Annotated in this window: 19 protein-coding genes and 1 other RNA gene; 8 read left to right on the top strand and 12 right to left on the bottom strand. The window is 44.6% G+C overall.

Annotated elements, in window-relative coordinates:
• The first annotated feature begins 848 nt into the window (after positions 1-848).
• Positions 849-1,073 carry a hypothetical protein gene (locus JNK13_02155; GenBank protein MBL7661532.1) on the top strand — a complete coding sequence of 75 codons (225 nt, stop codon included), beginning with the start codon at positions 849-851 and terminating at the stop codon, positions 1,071-1,073.
• A gap of 422 nt (positions 1,074-1,495) precedes the next feature.
• Here JNK13_02155 and JNK13_02150 read toward each other — a convergent pair whose 3' ends face one another.
• The 6 genes from JNK13_02150 to rplU all read right to left on the bottom strand — a co-directional run bounded on the left by JNK13_02150 (position 1,496) and on the right by rplU (position 6,761).
• Complete coding sequence (locus JNK13_02150; protein MBL7661531.1) at positions 1,496-3,058, bottom strand: 2,3-bisphosphoglycerate-independent phosphoglycerate mutase; 1,563 nt, start codon at positions 3,056-3,058, stop codon at positions 1,496-1,498.
• Positions 3,059-3,081: 23 nt separating this feature from the next.
• Positions 3,082-4,398 (bottom strand): DUF1049 domain-containing protein, encoded by a 1,317-nt coding sequence (locus JNK13_02145; protein ID MBL7661530.1) that lies wholly within the window; start codon positions 4,396-4,398, stop codon positions 3,082-3,084.
• On the bottom strand, positions 4,380-4,814 hold the full coding sequence (gene rsfS, locus JNK13_02140) for a ribosome silencing factor (protein MBL7661529.1): 435 nt from the start codon (positions 4,812-4,814) through the stop codon (positions 4,380-4,382). The genes JNK13_02145 and rsfS overlap by 19 nt, the downstream gene beginning before the upstream one ends.
• 137 nt (positions 4,815-4,951) lie before the next feature.
• Positions 4,952-5,986, bottom strand: coding sequence for a GTPase ObgE (obgE, locus tag JNK13_02135; protein ID MBL7661528.1), 1,035 nt, complete (start codon positions 5,984-5,986; stop codon positions 4,952-4,954).
• A gap of 182 nt (positions 5,987-6,168) precedes the next feature.
• Positions 6,169-6,426 carry a 50S ribosomal protein L27 gene (rpmA, locus tag JNK13_02130; protein MBL7661527.1) on the bottom strand — a complete coding sequence of 86 codons (258 nt, stop codon included), beginning with the start codon at positions 6,424-6,426 and terminating at the stop codon, positions 6,169-6,171.
• Positions 6,427-6,449: 23 nt separating this feature from the next.
• The gene (rplU, locus tag JNK13_02125; protein MBL7661526.1) at positions 6,450-6,761 is read right to left on the bottom strand and encodes a 50S ribosomal protein L21; all 312 of its coding nucleotides are present in this window, start codon (positions 6,759-6,761) and stop codon (positions 6,450-6,452) included.
• A 204-nt stretch (positions 6,762-6,965) separates the two neighbouring features.
• Here rplU and JNK13_02120 point away from each other — a divergent pair, with 204 nt between their 5' ends.
• The 3 genes from JNK13_02120 (at position 6,966) to JNK13_02110 (ending at position 9,005) form a co-directional block, all read left to right on the top strand.
• A complete protein-coding gene (locus tag JNK13_02120; protein ID MBL7661525.1) occupies positions 6,966-7,964 on the top strand; it encodes a tetratricopeptide repeat protein in 999 nt (332 codons plus the stop codon).
• 32 nt (positions 7,965-7,996) lie between these two features.
• Complete coding sequence (locus JNK13_02115; GenBank protein MBL7661524.1) at positions 7,997-8,344, top strand: SCP2 sterol-binding domain-containing protein; 348 nt, start codon at positions 7,997-7,999, stop codon at positions 8,342-8,344.
• 154 nt (positions 8,345-8,498) lie between these two features.
• Positions 8,499-9,005, top strand: coding sequence for a prepilin-type N-terminal cleavage/methylation domain-containing protein (locus JNK13_02110; GenBank protein ID MBL7661523.1), 507 nt, complete (start codon positions 8,499-8,501; stop codon positions 9,003-9,005).
• Between the two features lie 776 nt (positions 9,006-9,781).
• Here the strand turns inward: JNK13_02110 and JNK13_02105 are convergent.
• Positions 9,782-13,039 carry a hypothetical protein gene (locus tag JNK13_02105; GenBank protein MBL7661522.1) on the bottom strand — a complete coding sequence of 1,086 codons (3,258 nt, stop codon included), beginning with the start codon at positions 13,037-13,039 and terminating at the stop codon, positions 9,782-9,784.
• A 746-nt stretch (positions 13,040-13,785) separates the two neighbouring features.
• On the opposite strand from JNK13_02105, the gene sufC reads away from it, so the two are divergent.
• The 3 genes from sufC to JNK13_02090 are packed head-to-tail and all read left to right on the top strand — an operon-like array spanning position 13,786 to position 16,189.
• Complete coding sequence (gene sufC, locus JNK13_02100; protein MBL7661521.1) at positions 13,786-14,535, top strand: Fe-S cluster assembly ATPase SufC; 750 nt, start codon at positions 13,786-13,788, stop codon at positions 14,533-14,535.
• Between the two features lie 13 nt (positions 14,536-14,548).
• The gene (sufD, locus tag JNK13_02095; protein MBL7661520.1) at positions 14,549-15,874 is read left to right on the top strand and encodes a Fe-S cluster assembly protein SufD; all 1,326 of its coding nucleotides are present in this window, start codon (positions 14,549-14,551) and stop codon (positions 15,872-15,874) included.
• A 9-nt stretch (positions 15,875-15,883) separates the two neighbouring features.
• Positions 15,884-16,189 carry a Rieske 2Fe-2S domain-containing protein gene (locus tag JNK13_02090; GenBank protein ID MBL7661519.1) on the top strand — a complete coding sequence of 102 codons (306 nt, stop codon included), beginning with the start codon at positions 15,884-15,886 and terminating at the stop codon, positions 16,187-16,189.
• Between the two features lie 126 nt (positions 16,190-16,315).
• Here the strand turns inward: JNK13_02090 and JNK13_02085 are convergent, their stop codons facing one another.
• The 3 genes from JNK13_02085 to JNK13_02075 are packed head-to-tail and all read right to left on the bottom strand — an operon-like array spanning position 16,316 to position 19,153.
• A complete protein-coding gene (locus JNK13_02085; protein MBL7661518.1) occupies positions 16,316-17,635 on the bottom strand; it encodes a sigma 54-interacting transcriptional regulator in 1,320 nt (439 codons plus the stop codon).
• Between the two features lie 31 nt (positions 17,636-17,666).
• Positions 17,667-18,128 (bottom strand): tRNA (cytidine(34)-2'-O)-methyltransferase, encoded by a 462-nt coding sequence (locus tag JNK13_02080; protein ID MBL7661517.1) that lies wholly within the window; start codon positions 18,126-18,128, stop codon positions 17,667-17,669.
• Positions 18,129-18,130: 2 nt separating this feature from the next.
• Positions 18,131-19,153: a TerC family protein gene (locus JNK13_02075; protein MBL7661516.1), complete on the bottom strand. Its 1,023-nt coding sequence runs from the start codon at positions 19,151-19,153 to the stop codon at positions 18,131-18,133.
• A gap of 788 nt (positions 19,154-19,941) precedes the next feature.
• Between JNK13_02075 and JNK13_02070 the strand changes: the two genes are divergently transcribed.
• A complete protein-coding gene (locus JNK13_02070; GenBank protein MBL7661515.1) occupies positions 19,942-20,979 on the top strand; it encodes a glucokinase in 1,038 nt (345 codons plus the stop codon).
• Between the two features lie 144 nt (positions 20,980-21,123).
• Here the strand turns inward: JNK13_02070 and rnpB are convergent.
• An RNA gene (gene rnpB / locus JNK13_02065) (RNase P RNA component class A) lies at positions 21,124-21,534 on the bottom strand.
• A 228-nt stretch (positions 21,535-21,762) separates the two neighbouring features.
• Positions 21,763-23,199 (bottom strand): sugar transferase, encoded by a 1,437-nt coding sequence (locus tag JNK13_02060; GenBank protein ID MBL7661514.1) that lies wholly within the window; start codon positions 23,197-23,199, stop codon positions 21,763-21,765.
• Positions 23,200-23,303 lie beyond the last annotated feature (104 nt).

Here is a 23,303-nt window from a genome sequence, read left to right as displayed (position 1 = left end):
AATCTCTGGTACGGGGTTACTTTCCTAAGCAAAAGCGCATAATCCCAAGCAGCGGCAAAGCCATAAATTTTTCTAATCGCACGCAACAAATCGATAAATCTGGACGATAATGTAGTTGGAAGTGTAATCTTGAAGCTTGGGTAGGGCAGTGGAAAGTAACCCCGTACCAAAAGTTAAAATATAAAAGTTATTGAAGGTCCTGATAAGGGAGTGCATGTCGGATATAATCCAAATACAATGCAGGAATTTGTTACGACTGGGCCTAGTAGATATGGACGAAATAAAAAATAGTTATTTGAGGCAGCATATCAAGTGAGCAAGTATTCATTTCGGATAGACAATCCCTACTCTTTTTTTGATACTCCAGGGTCATATGAAGAATTCATAAGAATAATGTGTAAGACGCTAAATCTAAGCTCAATCAAGGACGTACGCGAAACTCGCCAAAAAATTGGTAGTACGTTGGAATTGATCGAGCTCAATGTTGAAACACTTTCAAATACATATACTTGGAAGCTAGAGTGGGGTGGGATTGATATATACATCATTCGAATCGCTCAAATATTGATTGATGAATTGTTGCCAGGTTATTGGATTCTGCCATGTCATTTAGATGTGTCTGAATTATTATTGAGTATAGATGATAGAGCCGACTAAATTTTTTATTTCAAACTGATGCGGGGCAACTTTTTTAAACCCAGGTAATCCTGCGACTCGTTATGTAAACCAAAAAACAGGCAAATTTGTGGTAGGAGACGACACTACAAAAGAATTACTCCAAATATCTCGTGATGACTTTATACCTAAGATTAAATAAAGATATAGGATTTCATGTGGTAAAAAAACAAATATATGTTCAACTTTTAAATGAAGGCAGTCCAACATATCGCCCCGTTGAGGCAGTGCAAATTAGTGCGAATGTGTATCAATTAATCGGACATGATATATATGACCCCGAAGATGAAGAGTGGGAATTCGAGCCGGGAACACGGGTTAGAGTGGAGGAGCAAGAATTAGGCATGGATCCAAATAATCAAAGAATATATTTAGTCGCAATTGAAAGCATTGATTAAAAGACGCACGTTCGAAAGAACCGATGCTTGACCTAGTGTCTCCATCCACTCAATGACCCAGTGGACAAATCGCATGGAAAGTCGTGGTTTTACTTTTAATCTCTGGTAATCTCTGGTACGGGGTTACTTTCCTAAGCAAAAGCGCATAATCCCAAGCAGCGGCAAAGCCATAAATTTTTCTAATCGCACGCAACAAATATAAGAATCTGGACGATAATGTAGTCGGAGGTGTATTTTTGTATTCCAGTAGGCAATTAAAAAAGTAACCCGATACAAGCGATTAAATTGTTGTGCACCTCACTATCACGATGCTTGGCTGATTCTATTGTTTTTACTGAGATTGTTTTTGCAACTTGCATCATGCAGGTGACGATGTAGAAGTAGAGAAGAGAAAGGTTAAACCCGGGTTCAAGCCTCAGTTGCTACTCAATCAAACTCTTGCCGGTCATTTCGTCTGGCTGCGGAATGCCAAGTAGGGCAAGCATCGTTGGGGCAATATCGCAAAGCGAGCCACCAGCTCGTAATTTGAAAGTTTTCGCTACTGGCCCAGTTAAATATACAGGCACTGGATAAAGCGTGTGAAAGGTATGCGGTTCTCCAGTTTCATAATCAATCATCTGGTCGGCATTGCCGTGGTCAGCAGTAATAATCGCATTGCCACTTACTTGTTCCAAGGCTGTAAGCACTTTGGCCAAACAGCTATCGACCGTTTCCACTGCTTTTATCGCCGCAGCTAAATTGCCCGTGTGACCGACCATGTCACAGTTTGCATAATTAATAATTCCCACATCGAAAGTGCGATTTTGGATTGCTGTCACCAGTTTATCTGTGACCTCATAGGCACTCATCTCAGGCTTAAGATCGTAAGTTGCAACGTCCCGTGGTGATTGAACAAGCACACGGCTTTCACCACGATAAGGTTCTTCAATTCCGCCGTTAAAAAAATAAGTTACATGGGGATACTTCTCAGTCTCAGCAAGCCGGAGTTGGCGTAAGTTGTTCTGCGCTAGAACCTCGCCCAGATGATTCTTAATGCTCAGCGGCTTAACCAAAGCTTCAATAGGGAAATGCTCATCATAAACTGTTAAAGTTCTAAGCTGTGCACTGGGTATGCAAAAGTCACGTTCAAACCCGCTGAAGCCTGGGTCATAGTATGCAGCAACGAGTTGGCGCATACGGTCTGTGCGGAAATTCCAGAAGATTACTGCATCCTGAGGATTAACTGTTGTTACTGTGCCTTGGGCGTCAACGATGGCAAAGGGCTCAATAAATTCATCCGTCTGTTGACTCGCGTATGCACGTTGTAGTGCTGCGCTGGCGCTGGCAATTTTTTCTCCCTGACCTGTAACTGATAATCGATAGGATTTTTCAGTGCGCTCCCAACGTTTGTCGCGATCCATGGCAAAGTAGCGCCCAATCACGCTAACAATTCGGACATCGAGAGTAGGGTATTGATCTTTTAACTGTTGCAGATGCGTTTCTAGTTTTTGAAAATCTTCACCCGCTGATTGTGGCGGCTTGTCGCGGCCGTCAGTAATCGCATGAATGTAGAGCTGACTTAAGCCAAATTCAGCAGCAGCGCTGAGCATCGCAAGTAAGTGATCAAGCGAGCTATGCACTCCGCCACTACTGGTTAAGCCGATAAAGTGTAAGGCTGCGCCCGGATTTTTTTTGCAATGCTCGATTAAGCTTTTAAATTCTGGAATTGCTGAGAATGCCTTTGTTCTGGTGAGTCGATTGATCTTGGTCAGTTCTTGCTCAACCACACGCCCTGCGCCGAGGTTCAAATGACCGACTTCAGAATTTCCCATTTGTCCTTCCGGTAAGCCTACGCGCTCACCACAGGTAATGAGTGTCGTGGTTGGGGCGGTTTTTTCAAGTTGAGATAAAGTTGGGCGCCGTGCGGCTGCAACCGCGTTGCCACGCTGATTTGGGTTTAACGCGTAGCCGTCAAGGATCATCAATAAAAGCGGAGTATTGTTCATTGGAAACTATTTATAGAACGGATCTAAGAGACTGACAAACTTGGCGCAGGGGCGTCAGTGGCTTGAATTAGTGGCGTAGTAAAGGCTTTTTCGCGACTAAAAATCTCATCCCCAGGAATTGAAGCTGGGTTAAGCTTTAAATATTCACTAAACCGTGTGGTCGCATCTGTGCTACCCAGTTTTAAGGCAAGCCGAGCTTTTAAAAGTCCTAGTGTTTGCTCTTGGCTTGGATCATTTGCAGGCACGATAATTTCCTCAGCCATTTTTACGGCTTCATCGGTCATACCGAAGTTTGCAAGCACATTTGCTAGGAAAATTTGTGCTTCAGTTTTCGTATTACGCATTCCGGCAATCAGAGTTTTTACCGCATTAATGCCCTTGGATGGATCGTGAGCTTTAAGCCACAGCCGGACAATTGCAGCTAAATGTTTGATGTTTTCTGAATGATGAAATGCTTTAGCGTAGAGTTTAGAAATTTGGTTTGGATCTGAGCCGCGCGCTTCTTCGGCTAGCCCATATTCGGCCCAGGCCAGATCGAGATCTCTGACGCGCTGGGAAAATGCTTTTAAGTCTTCAATTAACCCAGCACTTGGTTGATCGGGGAATTGCCAATTGTGTTTGGCTTTGATTGCTAAAAGCTCAAGCTGATTTAAATGTCTCAAGCCATTTACGTAATCAATGCCAGAAAGCTGTTTAATTAAAGTCTTCTGGAAGTTAATAGCTTCAGGGATTTTACGTAAAGCTTCTGCGGCATGGATAATGCGCATCAAAGCCCCGCGGTTTGTGGGGAAGCGTTCAAGCACAATCCGCAAATTATCGTATGCTCCAATGTAGTTTCCTGCCTGCTCATAGATCTCAGCAGCACGCAGTAAAATTGGAACGCTACTGCGTAACTTTAAACGTGCGCGCTCTAAAATTCGTAGAGCTTCAGTATCTCCCGACATTGTTTTGACAATGCTCGATAGCTCTAACCAGGCAGCTTCAAATTCTGGGTCTTGTGCTACAATTTTTTCAGCCATTTGAGCGGCTTGTAAGTGATTACCTAGGGCATGTTGTTCGCGCACTGCGGTGAGCAACTTTCCGAGCGCTTGCTCTTGTTTGCGCTTTCGTTCCAGCCGCCAAAGTTCTAATTGATGTTTAATCCCCAAAAAGACTGCAACCAAACCAACAATAAAACCACCAAAGAGAAATGCGCTGATCAGCACCATCGCCATTGGAGCTTTAATCGGTGCTTTGCCACCATAGTTAAGAATTACTTGATCGGGATTTAAATAAAAAAGAAAACTTGCGGCTAAAAGTAGCGCGACAATGAAGAAAAAAATTACGATCCTTCTAGACATGCAAACATCCCGGTTCTAAGGCTCTTCCTGACCACTTCGTACTCAGCACTCAAGCCAATGCGGGGAGCATGCTCCCACATCCGGTCAATTCCATACAAGCTACGAAGTGGTTCGTAGAAAATATGAACTACTACATCTCCATAGTCCATGACTACCCACTCTGAAGCCTCAATTCCAGTTTTTGAACTGGGGTATTCGCCAAATTCCCGGCTATTGCGTTCGATTTTATCGGCAATACCCTGCACATGACGGTCTGATGTTCCGCTAATCACGATAATGTAGTCTGTGTAACTTGCTAAGCCACTGAGGTTAATCAGGGCAACATCAAGTCCCTTTTGATCCAGCGCTGTTTGCGCGATATTTTTTGCAAGTTCGATTGATGGAATACTAGGTCGGGGTCGTAACGCTACTTTCAAATCTTATGACCCCCGAAGATTGAACCGCTAGATCTGTAAAATCGCACTAAGTTTGTAGTCTCCTTACACTCAATAACTGCTATTTTACCAGATATTCCGACCCATTTGCAACGTAATTTTTTCATGCCAGGCAGGACTCAGATTGAGGCTCTATTGCGTAGCTTACTGACCTCGATGCGAAGTGCTTCAAGCACTTCAGGGAGCCCTTCACCGGTGGCGCTAGAAATTAAAAATACCTTATGCCCACGCGCTGCAATTTCTGCTCGACAGCAGTCAAAGGCACTACGATTTTCAACTAGATCAGATTTAGCAAAAACGACAATTCTTGGTCGACCGAGGAGTTCTTCGGAGAAAAGCCTAAGTTCATCTTCGATTGCATAAAATTGCTCAAGCGCGCGCTCCTCTGGTGTTTGGCTTGACAGGTATGAATGCTGTACCCCGTCGATAAAGTGCAAAAGAATCGCCGTGCGTTCAACGTGTTTTAAAAATCCAAGTCCTAAGCCTTTGCCTTCATGCGCACCAGGGATTAACCCTGGAATATCTGCAATCACAATGCGCTCACCTGAATCATACATCACAACGCCAAGATTTGGTGTTAAAGTAGTGAAAGGGTAATCAGCAATTTTGGGAGAGGAGCGCGAAACCTTAGAAATAAATGTAGATTTCCCAACGTTGGGAAAGCCAACCAAACCAACGTCAGCTACAGACTTTAAAACGAGCCTGAGTTTGACTCGGTCTCCAGACTGGCCTGGTTGCGCATAGTCGGGAGAACGATTGGTTGAGGATTTGAAAAAAGTATTGCCTTTCCCACCATGACCGCCGCGTGCGGCAATCCAGTACGAATTGGGCTGCTTTAAATCAGCGATAAGTTGGCCTTGGTAGAAGACTTGAGTTCCGACTGGAACGGCACGAATTAAATCTGCTCCGTCCTGGCCATTTTTATTACCCGTGCCACCTTGCTCTCCGTCTTTTGCATTTAAGATTGGTGCGAAACTAAAATCGATTAGCGTATTTAGCCCCGGGTCAACTTTAAGAATTACCGCGCCGCCACTGCCCCCATCTCCACCATCAGGGCCGCCTTGTGGTACGAATTTTTCCCGGCGCCATCCGACGCAGCCTGGACCGCCGTTACCGCCGATTGCTTCGATTTTAACTTCGTCGATAAACTGGATCATAGCAGATTGTTAATGATTGAATTACGCTTAGGCTTGAACTGATACTCAACTTATTCTTGCGCTTCCAGTTTTTCAGTTACCTGTGGAATCTCTTCAGGGCCGGCACAGACAAAGTTATGGGTAAGAGATAGCTTAGGTTCAAGCCTAAGTTTATAAATGAGTTAAGCGTAATCAATACTCTAAGCTAGCGGAGTGACGTGAGCGTATTGTTTCCCGCGCGTCTTAGTTTCAAAAGACAATTTGCCGTCGACTAAGGCGTAGAGCGTGTAGTCTCTGCCGCAGCCGACATTTTTACCAGGATGAAATTGCGTGCCGAGCTGACGAACGATGATATTGCCAGCCTTGATCACTTCTCCACCAAAACGCTTGATGCCGCGACGCTGCCCTTGAGAGTCACGTCCATTTCTTGATGATCCACCCGCTTTCTTATGAGCCATATTGCACCTAAATAATTAACAGTTTACGCCTTAATTGCAGCAGCTTGAACACGTGTAAGTTTTTGTCTGTGTCCTTTTTTAAGTTGCTTACCTTTGCGACGAATTTTTTTGAAAACGATTAACTTCTTACCTTTGGTTTGTGCGGTGATTTGAAAAGTAACTGACGCACCGGCAATCGTTGGCCGACCAACTTTAATAGTGTTACCATCTTTAAGAAGGAGCACATCAGAAATTGTAATAGTCTCGCCGACTTCACCGGGGAGCTTTTCAATCGAGAGGCTGTCTCCAGCTTTGATACAATATTGTTTTCCGCCTGTGCGAATTACTGCAAACATAGTTTAAATCCCTTACAAATGAGCTGCTCTTTCTACATGGGACCGGGGTCTGAATCAAGCCTGTGGCTGTGATATGGCAGTAAAATCTTGTATTAATCTGTCGAAAATAGTCGAAAACCTAGAAAAATCAACACCTTAATGCAGCGCTTTGTAATTAAATTTGAATAACGTGTATTAGTGAAAAGTAACGAGAGCGGAAAATTAATGCATTTACTTCAGTCTTCGACAAAACGTGCTGATTCCTTCACCGCAACGCTACGTGCGTTGAGCCCGAACTTACTGATCCTCTGGTGGAAAACGTGGAAGAGTTTACCAATCATTAGTTGGCTTCGTGCAGCGGGGCACTTTCGCTCTGGTAATTTCGGATCAGCAATTGATTTTTACCGTCATGGCTTAGCACGTCATCCCGAACACCGCGCCGCAGATTATGCGCGCCTCGACTTTTGCTATTGTTTGTACAGAATCGGACATTTGGCAGAAGCTGAAAAAGAGTTACGTATTTTAGTTGAAAAAGAAGTGCGCATTCGCGACGTTTATTTGCTGCTTGCAGAAATTGAACTTTTGCTTGGTCGTAAGACAGATGCAGTTTTAACTATTGCCCGTTGCCTGAAAGTGTTTCCTCACGATGTGCGTACGAACTACCTCTATACTCGGGCACTACTTGCCTGCGGCGGACCAGCAAAGCACATTGCAATTTTGCGTGAGCGGCTTTACGCTTTGCGCGCCAAAATTGATGTGCGCGATACGCAAGCGGCCTTACTCGAGACGGCGATTGCTTCGTATGAATTGCAACACGGCCAGAAGGAGCAAGGTGAGAAATTGCTTTCGCGCGTTTTAGCTGGCGAAGATTTCCCTTACGAGGCGCTGTTGCTTAAGGCCGAGTGGTATTTAGATTCGGGGCGTTTCCCTCAGGCGCGAAAGCTTGCAGAGCGTGCAATGTCGATCGATCCTAATCATCCTGAGCCGCCGGCATTGCTTGCGCAAAGCTACCTCAGAGACGAGAGAATTTATGAGCCGAGCTGGGCTGTGGCCTTGGCTGAAACGGCTTGCAAACTGAGTTTTTGGCAAAATCCAATCTATTTAGAACTCCTCGTTGATGCCCTAGAGCGTAGCGGTGATCATGATTCTGCGGAGCTTTTCCGGGAACGTGCTTCGCGTTATACTACGCGTGACTTTCATGCGGAGAAAGTTCAAGCAGCATAAGCTGATAATTGATCAAGATTTAATTAGGGCCAATGTTAACTCACGAATTAGTTGTTAATTTGAAACAATATTGTGCGGTCGATCCGGCTGTTGCGCGGGACTTTGGCGCAAGCTTCTTACTTGAGGTTGAAGGAGTTGGGGCTTGGACTGTGCTTAAATCTGGAGAAGTTTTAGATCGCACCACGCGGGCCGATTGCGTTGTGACAATTAAGTCCGACCAGGTTTTTTCAAGCCTTGTTCGAGGCAGTTTAAATCCGCAAGTTGCTTTTAAAGCTGGAGATTTACGCCTTAAGGGGCCACTGGAATATTCCCTACGCTTTGTTTTTCTACTCGAAGCACTGCGCTTGGCGAATCAAGACTTTTCGCCTACGATTCACTAGGCACTCGGCAGATTCTCGTATTAAGCGATCCTTTCGATGATAACAGCAAGATCTAATGGTTTCCTCTAGGCCTTTACCCTCAACGTTTCTTGAGAATAGGTCGATATACTTCTCAAGAGAGAGTTCAAAAGCTCAGTTAATTATTGGCACTAGTATGGTAAATCGAGAAAAAAACGCTGGCTTTACATTAGTCGAACTGATGATTTGCGTTGCTTGTATTGGTATCCTTGCCAGCATTGTCATCCCAGAAATAGAAGGTTATCGCATTAAAGCTCGCAATGCCATGGTTGTCTCTAACTTGCGCAATGTGATCTCTGCCCAGGAAGTTTATTATGCTGACCATTATCGGTATTCAGCTTACCAGAGTCAGAATCCCGCATATCAAGATCTGCTAAATTATGGCTTAAACACAAACGCGGATGTTTTGCTCTACAGCTCTGGTTCTGCTGGTGGAGCGGATCCAATCAGTGGACTGTCATTACCAGAAGACGCGTTTGTTGCTGTTGGTGCTCACGATAAAATGCGCGCAAATTTTCCTCCTCAGTGTGATCAGTACAAAGGATACTTATACATGTCAGATCAGGGCTACATGCTAGCTAATCCTGCTGGTCAGTATGGGGCGCACTGTGATGAGTTACTAGTGACGGTGTTTGCCTGGTAGATTAACTGTTACACTTGAAGCCGATGGATTTGTGAGACTTTAAGTTGTCGTTATAGATCTAAAAAGCTGAATTAAGAAGAGTGGTAGTAACGCAAGTTATGAACCTTTAGCGAGACTCGCCCAACCGTCTCTTCTTTGGTTTGATGACGATTGGTTTTTTTGGTTAAGTGCTTAGAAACTCACAGTCGTTGGGAGCATGCTCGAAATAATCGACTCTCGTGCTAACGGCTGATACAAGATAACCACGATATGCCGAGTCCCTTGTATTCGTTTTTGAGTGAACCAAAACGCCTTCGCGTTTGTCGGGCCGCAGTCTTGATTTAACTTTTTGCAGTATTTTCTGGCACACTTACGGTAGATATATACCCTCCTCTTGGACCGCGCGAATCTCATGACCGGGACTAAATGCTCCAAACCGGGGACATCGTAGGGTATGATAGATCCTGTCGTTCTTGGCATAAAATGCCTCCTTTGAAGATCGATATCTTCGCTAGAAAACTTTGAAAGTTCTTTAACGAAGAACCGAAATCCAAAGGTTTAAAAACCATAATTGCGTTACTACTCACCCTTCGGGCGATATTGATGGGGATACCGCTTGAAGCGTGAGCATAATCTTCTACCCATATTTCTAAAACTGATTAGAGCGTGAGTTATGAACTAACACGCAACACGCACGATTGTAGCATGATTTTAGTCACAATCATAGCTTTCAGTCGCTGATTTGAAGGCATTTACTAGAAATTATTAAGCTTTAGGTTCAACTTTTCACTAAAGCGTTAATCTACTTTAAAGATAGTTGCCTTTAAGCACAGTTCTCCATAACGCTGACAAGCACTATCTGAACCGACCTTTAGCTCTTCGAGGCTAGCGAATTTGAGCCTAACTTCTTGATTTCTAGGCAATAATTTACCTGCCAGCATTTCCGTAGTGGGTGGTAGGTCCGGGTTTGCTATGATTAGGTCCTGATCGTATGTTCTGCCGTTGCTCCAAATTTTTGCCGACCAAGCAGGTAGTGAAAATGAGTTGCCTGACCCGGATACGGCCATAGCGGAAGTATTAAAAGATTTTTGCGTTTGGTGGAAAATATTTCCAGAACTCTCAAGGATTGAATAGCCGTATTGCGTTGCGATACTGGGGTCCCAAGTAAAGAAATGATAGAAATCTGCCAGGCGGTTACTTGCTGTGCCTTCGTTTGTCGACTCAGTTTGAAAGAAACCGTTGCCGATGATCGTTAGATTTCTAGCTAGCTCGCGATTAAATTCAAGCATATGGGCTTTATCGGCCTCAGCAATAGCTGCAAACTCTGTCGCGGCCAGCATGGAATTTTTAGATTCTTCAGCGTTGATAATCAGATTGCCATATAAGGAGCCTGAATAGCCTTTCGCTATCACTCCATAAAAACTGCCCTGCTCAGAAAAAATGATGTTATTTTGTAACAAGTAGCCATTTGCCCCGTCATCGAAATATACTCCAACAACGTGGTCTTCTTTGGTGGCCTGCGTTTCGTTGATAATTACATTTTCGTTGATTGAGATGCTATGTCCACCGTTAATATCGTAGGGCAGTCCCCAGGCCATGATCATCCCGGAGTCTTGAGATGGTGCTAGAATGCCGCGAATATAGTTTCGTTCGATCAAGATATTTTTAGTGGCGATATACTGCTGAGCATCAAGCCACGGTAACTTCTCGATCGTGGGGTCACCAGCGCAGCGACTTAATGGAGATGGCTGTAGTATATAATTACACCATGCTGGGCCGAGATAGCCGTAGCGAGTTCCGAGGATTGAAATAGCGCGTCTGCGGATACCAAAAATTGCATTCTCTGAAACTTTAACATTGGCGACTTGGTTGAGTTGGATTGAGAGGCCATTGATGCAATAGGGATTGGGCTCGTTAATAACATTCTCTGAGATCTCAATGTCGGATACTGTTGCGCTAGTATAAATTCCTGCTTCCGATATCAATGGCCGGCCTTCGGCAATAATTGCGCTACCGGAAAAATCTGTAAAAATATTCCCATGGACTAAAATATTATTGGAAAAACGCTTGATCAATAATGCGTCGTTCAAGCTTGGACCAAAAGCGTTATTGACGACGCTAATATCCCGGGCGGAATTATCGAGTAATAAGAGGGCATTGCTTGATGCATCGCCACACTGCTTGGCGTCAGAAGAGATTAATTCAAAGATGGCGTTAATTCCGCCTTTAAAACTTAAGCCCTCAAGATGTAATTGTCCGGGGTTAGCTATAGTGTTACTGATGTTTAAAACAGAGCGGTTTGTGTTTGTTGCGATGAATGTTCCGTGCACTTGTGGGTCAAATGTTGGGTCGATAATTCTGACACAAGAACCGTCAAAGAAAAACTCATTTGTGGTGATTCCATCAGGAGCAGTAACAGAGCCATCCAGTAAAGATGCGTGATTCTCGATATAAAAATCATTACCAACGATTAGATCGGTAGAAACGGAATTATTTAGCACAATCGTATTACCGCTTAGGGTCGCGCGGTCACGTTTAGCAAAGTATTTATAGCCCCCAGCAAAATAGGTGATATTCACTTGAGCTGAGCTAATTTGCTGAGGAAGTTGTGAGGCGTCAAATTCAAAGCGGATCTGCGGATTCGGGTTTGCCGGTGTTGGAGCTGGGGTCGTTACTTTTGTAACTTTTATAAAACCTTGATTCGGAAAACGCGCGGGAACTAGCGCTCGATTATTAATGTAGAGCGCGAAACGATCCGAAACGCCATCATCTGCAGGAATGTTGCCGAGGTTGCAATGTTGCCATTGATGATTGCCAAGGTTTTGCCAGTCACGTGAGTTAATAGGCCGACCAGCAATGAGCTCAGGTTTAGTACCATCCAATGCGAGGATTTCAAGTCGGCCTTGGCTAGGAATTTTTGACTGGTCTAAAGTGATGCCACCAGTGTCAAAGTAACTTTTCCCGGTGATAAAGATTTTAATTTCTTGGTTAGGATTATTCACAAAGCGATCGTAGGCTAAAGTTAGCGCGCGACTTAATCGAGAAACTGGTTGAGTTGGACTGCCTGAATTTAAGTCTGAACCAGTATTTGGTTCGACAAAAATCGCAGTGGGATAAGCTTCGCTATCAGGTAGAATGCGTATCTCGTATTGTCCACTGACGGCAATTGGTTGATCGTTGCTCATTGCACTGAAAGTCAGCTGATGGTTGCCGGAAAGGTTTTGTTTAGGGGTGATTTGGGCAGTAATCCTTAAGTTGGAGTGATAGTTCTGGTCAATTGAGCTAATCAGCGCTTGGCGTTGAATATCTTGAATCTCGACGGAGAAATTTTGGTTATTTGAGGTAAGAATAATATTTTCTGTGGAACAATAATAACAGACCGCGTCAAAATTAATATTCTTTGTTTGTGAGTTAAGGGCTGTAGGCTTAGGAATTGTTAATCGCTGATTTGGACTGATCTCTATCTGCGGGGCAGGAAGCGTTGTTTGCGCGGGGATGCTGATACTCAGTGGAGTTAGGCGCTTAGCGTTATTGGATTGCAAATGGCCACGTAATTCAAGCTGTTGATGTAGGGCTGAAGTAGCTGAAAATATAAATTCAGTTTGCTCAAGTTTGGTAATTTGTCCACTGATTGGTGGTTCTATGGTAGTTGCAAAGTCAACAGGAATTGCTGTTGCGACAGTGATTTTTACGAAGTATTGGGCAGGGTTTGTTCGTTCGACTGTGTAGTTAATTTCTGGCTTTGGACCTTTTTTGCATTCGCTATTGAATAATTTAAGTAGTTTTCGTTCGCGACGTTGTTTGCTATTTGCTCGCTTGAGTTTTCCAAGTTTTTTCAAACGAGCCGCAGGGTTTTTTCGTGTTGAACTGGAGAAGTATTTTTTTGCAGGAAATTCTCTAGAATCGCTAATTCTTTTCAGCGGATAATTTGAACTTCGAGCAGTGCATTGAAATTTTATGTTTTTTTCGACGAGGTTAAAAGTTTGGGCTAGTGCCGTAGTTGGAACGAGCGTTAAGAATAGAGTACAAATTGTAAACCGAAGATTAAACCGCATTAAAACCTAAAACGCCAATATTATGAATATATTATCGGGAGTCTAGGCTCTCGACTTAATTCATTTCTAAACCTGATATTAGGTATTATACATTAAATTGGGATAGGCGTTGAAAATACTTTAGACTTTGCGCAGATTTCTTTGATATTTTATTTTCTAGAATCGACTAAAACAACCTGTTAGAAGCGAGTTATGACAGTAGAGGGCTTTTAGAATATTCCCTGCACTTTGCTTTTTTACTTGAAGCTTGAAGGCCCGCGAACCATTGAAGGTTTGGCACCCGAACTCAATGGATTCGACCGTAATAAACCCTGCGCGAATAATTTTTGAAAAAAATCATTCGCGCAGGGCGAACGCAATCTTGGAGCAGCCATGTTGCGCCGTAGAAGAAAAACAAACCCAGCCGAAGCTAGGGAGTATCTAGCGTTCGTTAAATATTAAATTCAGCCGCATGAGCAACTTTTTAAGCAAGCCTAAGCGTGTGGCTTTAGAGCAAGAGCTGGTGCTTGAACGCAATCAAAACCCATACTTTCGGGGTTTAGGGTTTATTCGTCTTTGCTGGTCCTCTTGGCTACTCCAAGATGGCCCTAGCCCAGCCTCATTCATTTTTTGTCAAAAATGAATGAGGCTGGGTTTAACGCCTATCACTGCAAAACTATCAGTCCTTGCATACTTGAATAAGATATTATAGTTTATCGACCGCATAAACAAACCATTTTACTGGAAATTAGCTGAAGGATAAATCAATGGGAACTCCATTATTGGAAATAAAAGACCTCAAGGCCCGACTTGTTGAAGGACAAAGGGAAATCATCAAAGGCTTGAGTCTGACGGTCAATGCTGGTGAATGCCACGCGATCATGGGGCCAAATGGTTCAGGCAAGTCAACGCTTTCGAAAATTATCAGCGGTCACCCTGATTATGAAGTGACAGCTGGGCAAGTCCTTTTCGAAGGAAAAAATGTCCTAGAAATGGAAGTCGATCAGCGTTCACGCGCTGGAATCTTTTTAGCCTTCCAATATCCGCAAGAAATCCCCGGCGTTTCCATCGCCAACTTTTTACGCACCGCGCTAAATGCGCATCGCTCTGAAGAAATTCCTGTGCTCAAATTTGCTCAGCTGCTCAAAGAAAAAATGGACCAACTTGAAATGGACCATGCCTTCTCCAAGCGTTTTGTTAACGTCGGCTTTAGTGGTGGCGAAAAAAAGCGTAATGAAATTCTACAACTTTCATTACTTGAACCTAAACTTGCAGTGCTTGACGAGACCGATTCGGGTCTTGATATCGACGCGCTAAAAATTGTTGCCCATGGAATCAATACGCATCGCACGGCAGAGCGTAGCTTTTTAATGATTACGCACTACCAACGCTTACTCGACTACGTTCAGCCAGATTTCATTCACGTGATGGTTGATGGACGGATTGTTAAATCTGGGCCAAAGACACTAGCTCACGAGCTTGAAGCCCAGGGCTATGACGCATATCTAGCAGCGTAATTTAAGGATCATTATGTCGCTTGCAACAGAAGCTGGAATAAAAATCATGCGCGAAGCGCTCGATCGTAAAACTTTCTTAGAACAGCTTGCCCAGACCGCGCAGCAGCTTGCTGACAATTTGCAAGAAACTGCCGAGCAAAAGCTCAGGCGCCTCAAGGAATTAGAAGCTTTAACGAAACTTCATTGGCCAACAGCGCAAGATGAAATCTGGCGCTATACGGGACCCGAACTTTTTCCCTTTGATAATTTTACAATTAGTGCTGAACAAATCGCAAAATCTTTAACGATTAGTAATGCCGATCCCGCACACATTAAGCTCATTAATTCAGGTGCAGAATTAGACAGTTTCATTAAGCGCGCCTGCGAGCGCGAAGCCAATTCGCAATTAGCAGCAACATTTGCTTTGCACCGGACATTTTGCACAACTCGCAACTTAATCCAGGTTCAAGGCCAAGCTCGTGGCGTCACTGCAATTGAACACCGCACGCCGTATTCTTCAACGCACAATCAGGCTCAGCTGCAGCAGGCAAATTCGCTGTTCCCACATACAATCATCAGCGTTAGTAAAACTTCACAGGCGACAATTGTTCAGGATTTTGCTGCGACACAAACTGACCGACAGACAGCAGATCGCCAGGCAGTTGATCCATTTTTAATGCCTGTCACGGATATTTTTGTCGCTGATGGGGCCACGCTACGCTACATCGAAGTGCAGGATTTGCCGACAAATGTAAAAATTTGCGGTCGCACCCGTGTATGGCTAGGACGCGATGCAAATTTCTATGGTTTCCAAATTAATACTGGTGCCAAAGTTGCGCGCTTTGATTACGATTGTTGGATCGAAGGGCCAGGTGCTAATGCCGAAATGCTCGGACTTTATCTCTCAGATGGCAAGCAACATTTCGATGTCCATACCGGCCAGCGCCACAAAGCGCCGCAAGCTCGCTCGAACCTCTTATTTAAAGGTGCGCTTGGTGGAAAATCTCGTTCGATTTTTGCTGGTACAATTATTGTAGATCCTGGTGCGCAAAAAACTGACGCCTATCAGACCAACCGTAATTTATTGTTAAGCTCGAAAGCTAAAGCAGATTCAATTCCGGGACTTGAAATTTCAGCAGATGATGTGAAATGTAGTCACGGCTCAAGTACTGGCCATGATGCTACGAACGAAATTTTTTATATGCGTTCACGTGGATTAACTGAACTGCAAGCCCGTAAACTGTTAGTGCGTGGATTTTTTGAAGATTTGTTTGACTTAGCCGTAAAAAATGGCATGCCGCAGACGGTTTTGGATCGTATGCATGCCTTAGTTGATGCTAAACTCAGTAAAATTACTTAAGGTTGTCGGATGCTACAGCCCACAATTAAATTCTCTGCTTTGGAAGAGGGTAAGCTCATACGCTTCGAAAGCGAGGATGAGGATTTAGTGCTTTGCCGCGTTGGCGACAAAGTCTATGCTTTTGAAAATCAGTGTAGCCATATGGAAGTAAAACTCCATAGCGGGGCGCTTGAAGGCACGGTCGTAACGTGTAAGGCTCATGGTGCGAAATTTGATGTTTGCACTGGCAAGGCACTTTGTATGCCAGCTGTAAAAGGTATTAAAACTTATTCCACAAAAATTATTGATGACTTGGTTTACGTCGAGTTGGAGTAAGGGGGTATTTTTTACCTTAGGCTTGAACTTATACTTAATCTTATCCTTCTCCTTTCCCTAGAAAAAGGGGCAAGGTTAAGTAGAAGTAGAAGTTCAAGCCTAAGGTAAAGACATTCAGCATTCGTGCTACGACTTATGACTCACATAAACCTTCAAGCTTTCATGGTCAGCCGGTTCCCAAAGGTCAATTCCTTCCTGGATATGCTTTGCGTCCAGTAAATTGTCGCCAGTGTTTTCCAAGCAAAAACTCACCGAAGCAGTTTCAAGCACGCGGATTAGCGTTCGCGTATTGCCGCGCCACGGACAGGCCTTGATGGCTTCCCAAGCTGCAGGTGTTAAGCCCTCGGCGGCTCTCCAGGTTGTATACTGTTTTTTAAATTTTGCTAGGCTTGTTGCAATCACAGCAAGCATATCCTCGCGCCGCACGCTTAAGTCGCTGAGCGTCAAAAGCGTTGCCCCAAGGCGGGCATGTTCATCGAGCTGAATCATAGAGCGTAAAGTTTCCCAGCTGCGATTACTTGCAAAAATCACTGCGCACTCGAGTGAGCGCTTCACTGTTGCGCCGTAGGGAAGAAATTGTCCGCTATCTAAGACTTCCATTAAGACTTGCATTACGGTTCCCGTAACACCATGACTTTCATCTAAAAAGCAGACGCCGTCTTTGGCAAAAGCTAGTGCGCCTTCACGCGACCCGGTGCCGGGAAACGCTCCAGTGACATGTCCACAGAGTAGTGATTTCATTGCGCTCTTATCACCAGTGCTTTCAGAGTTGAGGTTGACGGCTACGAAATTGCCTTTTTTGCGACAGCACCAATAGTAATAGGCTAGTGAAGTTTTCCCAGCACCAGGTCCGCCAAGTAAATAAACGCGGGTGATATTATTCTGCGCAAGTTCGTGCATTGTGCGCGTAAGCTTTCTTAGGTCAGGACTAAAGGTATAAAAGTATTTGTAAGTAGTATTTTCGACCTCGGGGGTAACGGGCATTTTAATAAAATTTGGGTCGTCAGTTGGGGTCAGCTTGTCTGTGATTTGCTCGAGAATTTCTGCCTCGCTCTCGCCAATTACTAGCCTAACGCCTTGAAGCTTAGTGGCTACGGCCATTGTTTCAAGCCAAGTGCCGATAGCAGAAAGTTGTGACAAGTTTAGTGCGATAATTAGGGAAGGGGTATTGGCTACTGCTGGATTATTTTTTCTTGTTTCGCGTTCTTTGAGCACGCGCTCAAAGAGATCTGTCAAGCTTGCTGTGTCGAGGAATAACGCCAGCACACAATAGGCAGCAGAGATTTTAGATTCACAAACTACTTTAAGCGGATTAATAGCCGAGGTTAATGCGGCGAGAAAAGCTGCATTAGTGACGGGGTTTTTGCTGACAACCACAAATTCATTTGCAGCTGTAGAATTGATTAATGGTTCTTTGATTGCTTCGTCTTTAGATCTTCCAAACATAAAAAACCCCTTAAGTAATGCTGGCGTAAGGTTAGCGCATGGCCACCTGTCGCCTGGCTTCATAGAGCACTATTCCAGCACTTGTCGCAAGATTTAAGCTTCTAATGTTGGGATTATCCATGGGAATAACTAAGCGACGGTCAGTATAGTTTTGATGAAACCAGGGGCTTAGTCCCTGAGTCTCGCTGCCAAAGACTAAGAAATCGCCGGCCTTGAAATTAGCCTTGTAGTAGGGGGCTTGTCCTTTGGTCGTGAAAAACCATAGCTGATCGACTTGAGGACTTTCCGCAACGAGAAAAGCTTGCCAATCTTTGTGGATTTTAAGTTTAACTTCTGGCCAATAATCCAGTCCCGCACGCTTTACATTTTTATCGGTGATTTGAAATTTAGTTGGTTCGATTAGGTGCAAAATGCAGCCCGTAGCGGCAGTCATCCGTGCAATACTTCCAGTGTTCTGCGGAATTTGCGGTTCGACCAGGACGATTTGAAACATCACTAATGTTTTTTGTTTGCTGGAAAGATAAAAGACAGCAAAATCGATGAGCCAATGGTGAGTGCAATAAAGCTCAAGGACCATTGAATCGGGAATTTGCCGCCAAAATAATCATGTAAGAAAGTCATTTTCAACCCGACAAACATCAAAACAATGCCGAGTCCATACTTTAAGAAATGGAATTTATCGACAACGCCAGCGAGTAAGAAATACATCGATCTGAGGCCAAGAATTGCGCAAATATTTGACGAAAAAACAATCAGTGGTTCGCGGGTAATTGCAAAAATTGCTGGAACTGAATCAATCGCAAATACAATGTCGGAAAACTCGAGAAAGATTAGGCATACAAATAAAGGCGTGGCGCGCACTCGTCCATCGTCGCGCACAATGAATTTAGACCCATGAAAATCCCTGGCTACGGGTAGGAACTTACGCACCAATTTTAAGACAATGTTACGGTCAGGATTCATCGGCTCGTCTCCAGAGCGCATCACTTTAATCCCGGTGACAATCAGTAATGCCCCGAAGACAATTTCGACCCAATGAAATTGCATTAAGTATGACCCTAAAACTACGAAAAGCAGTCTGAAAATAATCGCCCCAAGAATTCCGAAAAATAAAACTCGGTGTTGTAGGTGTTTAGGAACGGCGAAATAATTTAGGATTACGACGAAGACAAAAATATTGTCGACCGAAAGCGAGAGTTCCACGATATAGCCAGTTAAAAACTCAAGTGCTGTCTGTTTCGCTAGCGCTTGATGGTCTAGCCCAGCCAGGGCAGGATTATTTTGAAATTCACTTTGTGCGTAGAAATAAAGAACCGCATTAATTCCTAGTGAAAAAAGAATCCAAATCACACTCCAACCCAAAGCTTCGCTGAAAGTTACTTCATGAGATTTTTTATGAAAGACTCCTAAGTCAAGCAGCAGCACACCGAGGATCACGAAAAGAAACATGCCGTAAAGGTGCCAATACTGGTCAAAAGGAAAGAGAATTAAGCCTTGGGTCGTATCGATGGTGTTCATGGTCGCTAAAGATGGCATATCCAGCCGTTAACTGGAAAGAGGATATTCAAATGCTATGATTATGAGTTGATGACTAAAAATCATGTCATCTTGAGCGAACCCGTTAGGGAGAGTCGAACGCTCACGACGATGTCTCCAGCAATAAAAGCTTAGACAATTGTGTTTTTTGGCATGCCAGTCGGCAATCTGTTTGCGTTTAGTGTCATTCAGAGACTGCGGCAGCAGTCGCATGTCCAGAGCCCGTTAGGATCGCTCAGAAAAACTCAGTTGAAGGATGGCAATCTGTTTGTGTTTCGTGTCATTGCGAAGGAGAACAAACTTGTTTGTTCGACTGCGGCAATCTGTTCACCGTTAAATTATATTTGCTCGTGCTAAGTTAACAGATTGCTTCGTCGCCTGCGGCTCCTCGCAATGACAGGTGAGATCTATGTTAACGGATTGCGGAGCCTGGCCTGCCTTCGACTCGAGGGCTCAGGCCGAGAGGAGTAAAGTCGAACGGGTCGCCTTCTGCTCCTCGCAATAACACAATTCTTCATCGCTAGTTCCTAAACTTTATCTTTTCTCCTAGTCGTTCTATATTCCCGAAACTCGCCACAACATGTCTGGCTTGGTCTTTAAAATTTTAATTACGAGTAGTTAAAAACTGCATCACGCGTTGCAAGTAGCGCCAGAAATTTCGCTATTTTCTACGGTGGTGTGGTGTGTCTGAAAAAGGTTTTATCTTCTCGGCTAACTCAGCTGAGAAAGTCCTTCGAGGTCATGACACATTGCCTCAAATCTAAAAAGAGGTGAATGAAATCAACAAAACCGGCATTATTGCCGCTGATATTGGTGGCACGAATTTTCGTGTCGCTGGGTCGATAATCAGCGAAGAGGGTAGCCCAGTTCGGGTGACGACAGTTTTTGAGGGAGCAACGAATCTCAACATCATTGAAACACTAGTGGCATGCTGTAGGGAGGAACTTAGCGCGCAAGGTTGTGAACGATTCGTTCTGAGTATCGGGACTGCAGGTGTGATAGATGGAACTTTAATCCATCATCCCGAATTTCCCGATCAGAGGCTGGATTTGTATGGCTTAGTGAATCAAGCTGGTATCAAGTCTTGGGCAATTCGTAACGACTTTGAAATGGAGGCCTGGGGCGTCAGGGATCCAAACGTCGTTGATTCGTTAATGCCATTCCATGGCCCTGACAAAGTTCAAGTTGGCGCTTCACTTGTAGTCGGTCCTGGAACCGGACTCGGGGGTGCATGTATTCGGCCCGGAGGAGAGATACTCCGGACAGAACTTGGTAACACCCCAGTTGCAAGCCCAAGAACGCCTGACCTTCAGAAAATCTGGCCAGATATTTTGCGTCATTTGCGTGAGCGATTTGGCGTGGAATGTCCGCGCTACGAAGACATTGTGGCGGGTAGGGGACTGACTTACCTTTGGTCGTTCTTCGCGGGCGAAGAATTAGAACCAGAGGAGGTAGTGAAGAAGATTCTGCAGAGTGCAAACTACGAGCCGTTTAGCATCATGGCTGAAATGCTCGTACTTGCCTGTCATAACCTAGCACCTGTGCTCGGCGATGATTGGCGAAATCTTCGCAATGTCTTCATCTCGGGAGGGGTTGCACGTAAGAATGTCAACCCCCTTTTCCATGCAAGAGTCTATGGACAAGATGGCCCGACACAGGTCTTTGCCAGTATGTTCGACCAATGGAGTGTGCTGCGCGCTGAGCTTGCTGGAAATGTTGGAGTGTTTCTTGTTCAAAACGAACACTGCGGTCTTTACGGAGCAGCTCAATACGCGGTAACGATGATTGTCCCCTTACTCGATCGCTGATTATCTGAGGCGACAAGAAGTCGGTTGGTCTGTTTCTAAGGTTTCACCAAAGACACACCCGCCCGACTTTTTCATTTTCACGTCGAATCAGAAGAGTGAAAGCGATTTGAGTGACCTGCAGACTGTGCGATATTTGAATAGAAAAACCCAAAGATAGCGATAAGCGGGATTCTGTCATCTTTGCAGACGGATAGTCATTCATCTAAGCGGCGCAACCCGGGGGCTTCAACGAGCAGCTGCTGATGCTTTTGACATCAACCCCCTTATTCGGCCTTGCACTGGCTGAGGTTTACATAGCAAGTGATGTTACCACCACTTCTGGTGAGCTCTTACCTCACCGTTTCACCCTTACCAACCGTATTTGCATACAGCGGGCGGTTTACTTTCTGTTGCACTATCTCTGGGTCACCCCAGGCAGGACCTCAGAGTGCTTACGCATTCTTTGACCCGTGCCAACCTGCTCTATGGTGTCCCGACTTTCCTCCACAGCACTTTAGTTAGTCACCTTGCGGTGATATGTCACTTCAGTGCCGCAGCGACTATCTGCTCTCTCTGGGCAATAGTTATTATGCCATGAATCGATAGACTACTTCAAATCTTGATAAATTCTTGGGAACTCAGGTTCTTAGGCTCTTGGGAGCTAAGATTCTTAGGCTTAGGCTTGAACTTATACTTATACTTCTCCTTAACCTTCCCCTTTTTCAATTAGGGGCGGACTCTATTCAGGACGGGACGTAGAGGGATAAGTGGAAGTTTAAGTTCAAGCCTAAGTCATGAAAACGTTTAGCGCGCGCCGGTGCCAAGCATTACGGCAGGGATCGTTTTGATCAGAAGAATAAAATCCTTAGTCAGTGACCATTGGTCAATATACTCTAAATCAAGCTTAACCCATTCTTCAAAATCTTTAATGTCACTCCGGCCGCTGACTTGCCAAGTGCAAGTTAATCCCGGACGCATACTGAGGCGGCGGCGATACTTTCTACGATATAAAGAAACTTCTTCAGGTAATGGCGGACGCGGACCAACTAAACTCATGTCGCCCTTAACGACATTCCAAAGTTGCGGCAATTCATCAATCGAAAAGCGCCGGAGTAGCCGCCCCAGACTTGTCACTCGTGGGTCGTTCTTTAATTTAAATACTGGACCGGTCATTTCGTTATGCTGAGCTAGGTCTTTAATTTCTGCTTCTGCGCCGTCAACCATGGAGCGGAATTTATAAAGTGTAAACAATCTACCATTCAGCCCGACTCGTTTTTGTCGGTATAAAATCGCGCCCGGACTGTTAAACTTAATTGCTAGAGCGGTAGTAATCAAAAGCGGGGCAAGCAGTGCTAATAAAGCGACGGAAAAAGTTACATCGACCACGCGTTTAACGATTAATCGCCCATCGTCGTATGGTGATGAATTGAAGTGAATCAGCGGCATTCCCGCGAAATAACTGGTATCTGACTTAGCAAGTCCGAGACTAAAGAGATCGGCCGCAAAAGTAACACGAATTCCCTCCTCAACAGCAATTTGGGCAAGTTGCTGAATCGTTGCAAAATTTGCATGAACGTCTGTGAAAAAAACTTCGTCAATTGATTTTGCCTTAAGTGTGTCCTCGAAGGTAGCTGGATTGGCAATGATTTCGAGATTTGACTGCGTTACAGAGTCGAGTGCAACGAAACCAACAATTCTCACGCCTAACTCGGGTAAACGCGATAGTTCCTGACGAACCTTTAAAGCTTCTGTTCCAGTTCCCACGACTAAAAGGTTACGAAAATTCCTGCCACTTGATCTTGCAATGCGTAGCAGTCTGAGCACAAATAAGCGCTCGATGCCCAGTAGCACTCCAGAAATAAAGCAAAACAGTCCAACAAAACTACGACTCAGATCGAGTTTAAGCATGTAGAGCGAAGCTGAGATTACTAAAAAGACTACGACCGAGCTAATCAGCGCTTTAATTAAGAGCGTAAAAGAAGAACTGTAGCGCATGCTTCGGTATGCGCCGAGAATTGAAAGCGACGCATTGTAGACGGGTAATCCTACACCTAAGATAATCAGATAATCAGCCAGGACTCCAAGTGGCCTGCCGTCGGGTGTCACGGCCGGAAGTAAATATCCAAGTTTGGTGATGATCAGATCGCGCCAATAGTAGCAGAAGAAAAATGCGGCTACGATCAGGATATTATCCCCAACACGTTCCAGCCACGAAACTAACTTCCAGTGATTCTTTAACATTCTTTCTTCTTAAAACTGCGATTTTACAGGTATCCCAAGATAGCTGTTTCCAGCTAAAATCACAAGAACACCCCGTATCAGATTGGAGCTCTAAAGAGAACTAG

It is taken from the genome of bacterium, assembly GCA_016786595.1.
Classification (GTDB): domain Bacteria; phylum Bdellovibrionota_C; class UBA2361; order SZUA-149; family JAEUWB01; genus JAEUWB01.
The sequence above is the reverse complement of the archived record's forward strand: the minus strand, read 5'-3'. Positions and strand labels throughout refer to the sequence as shown.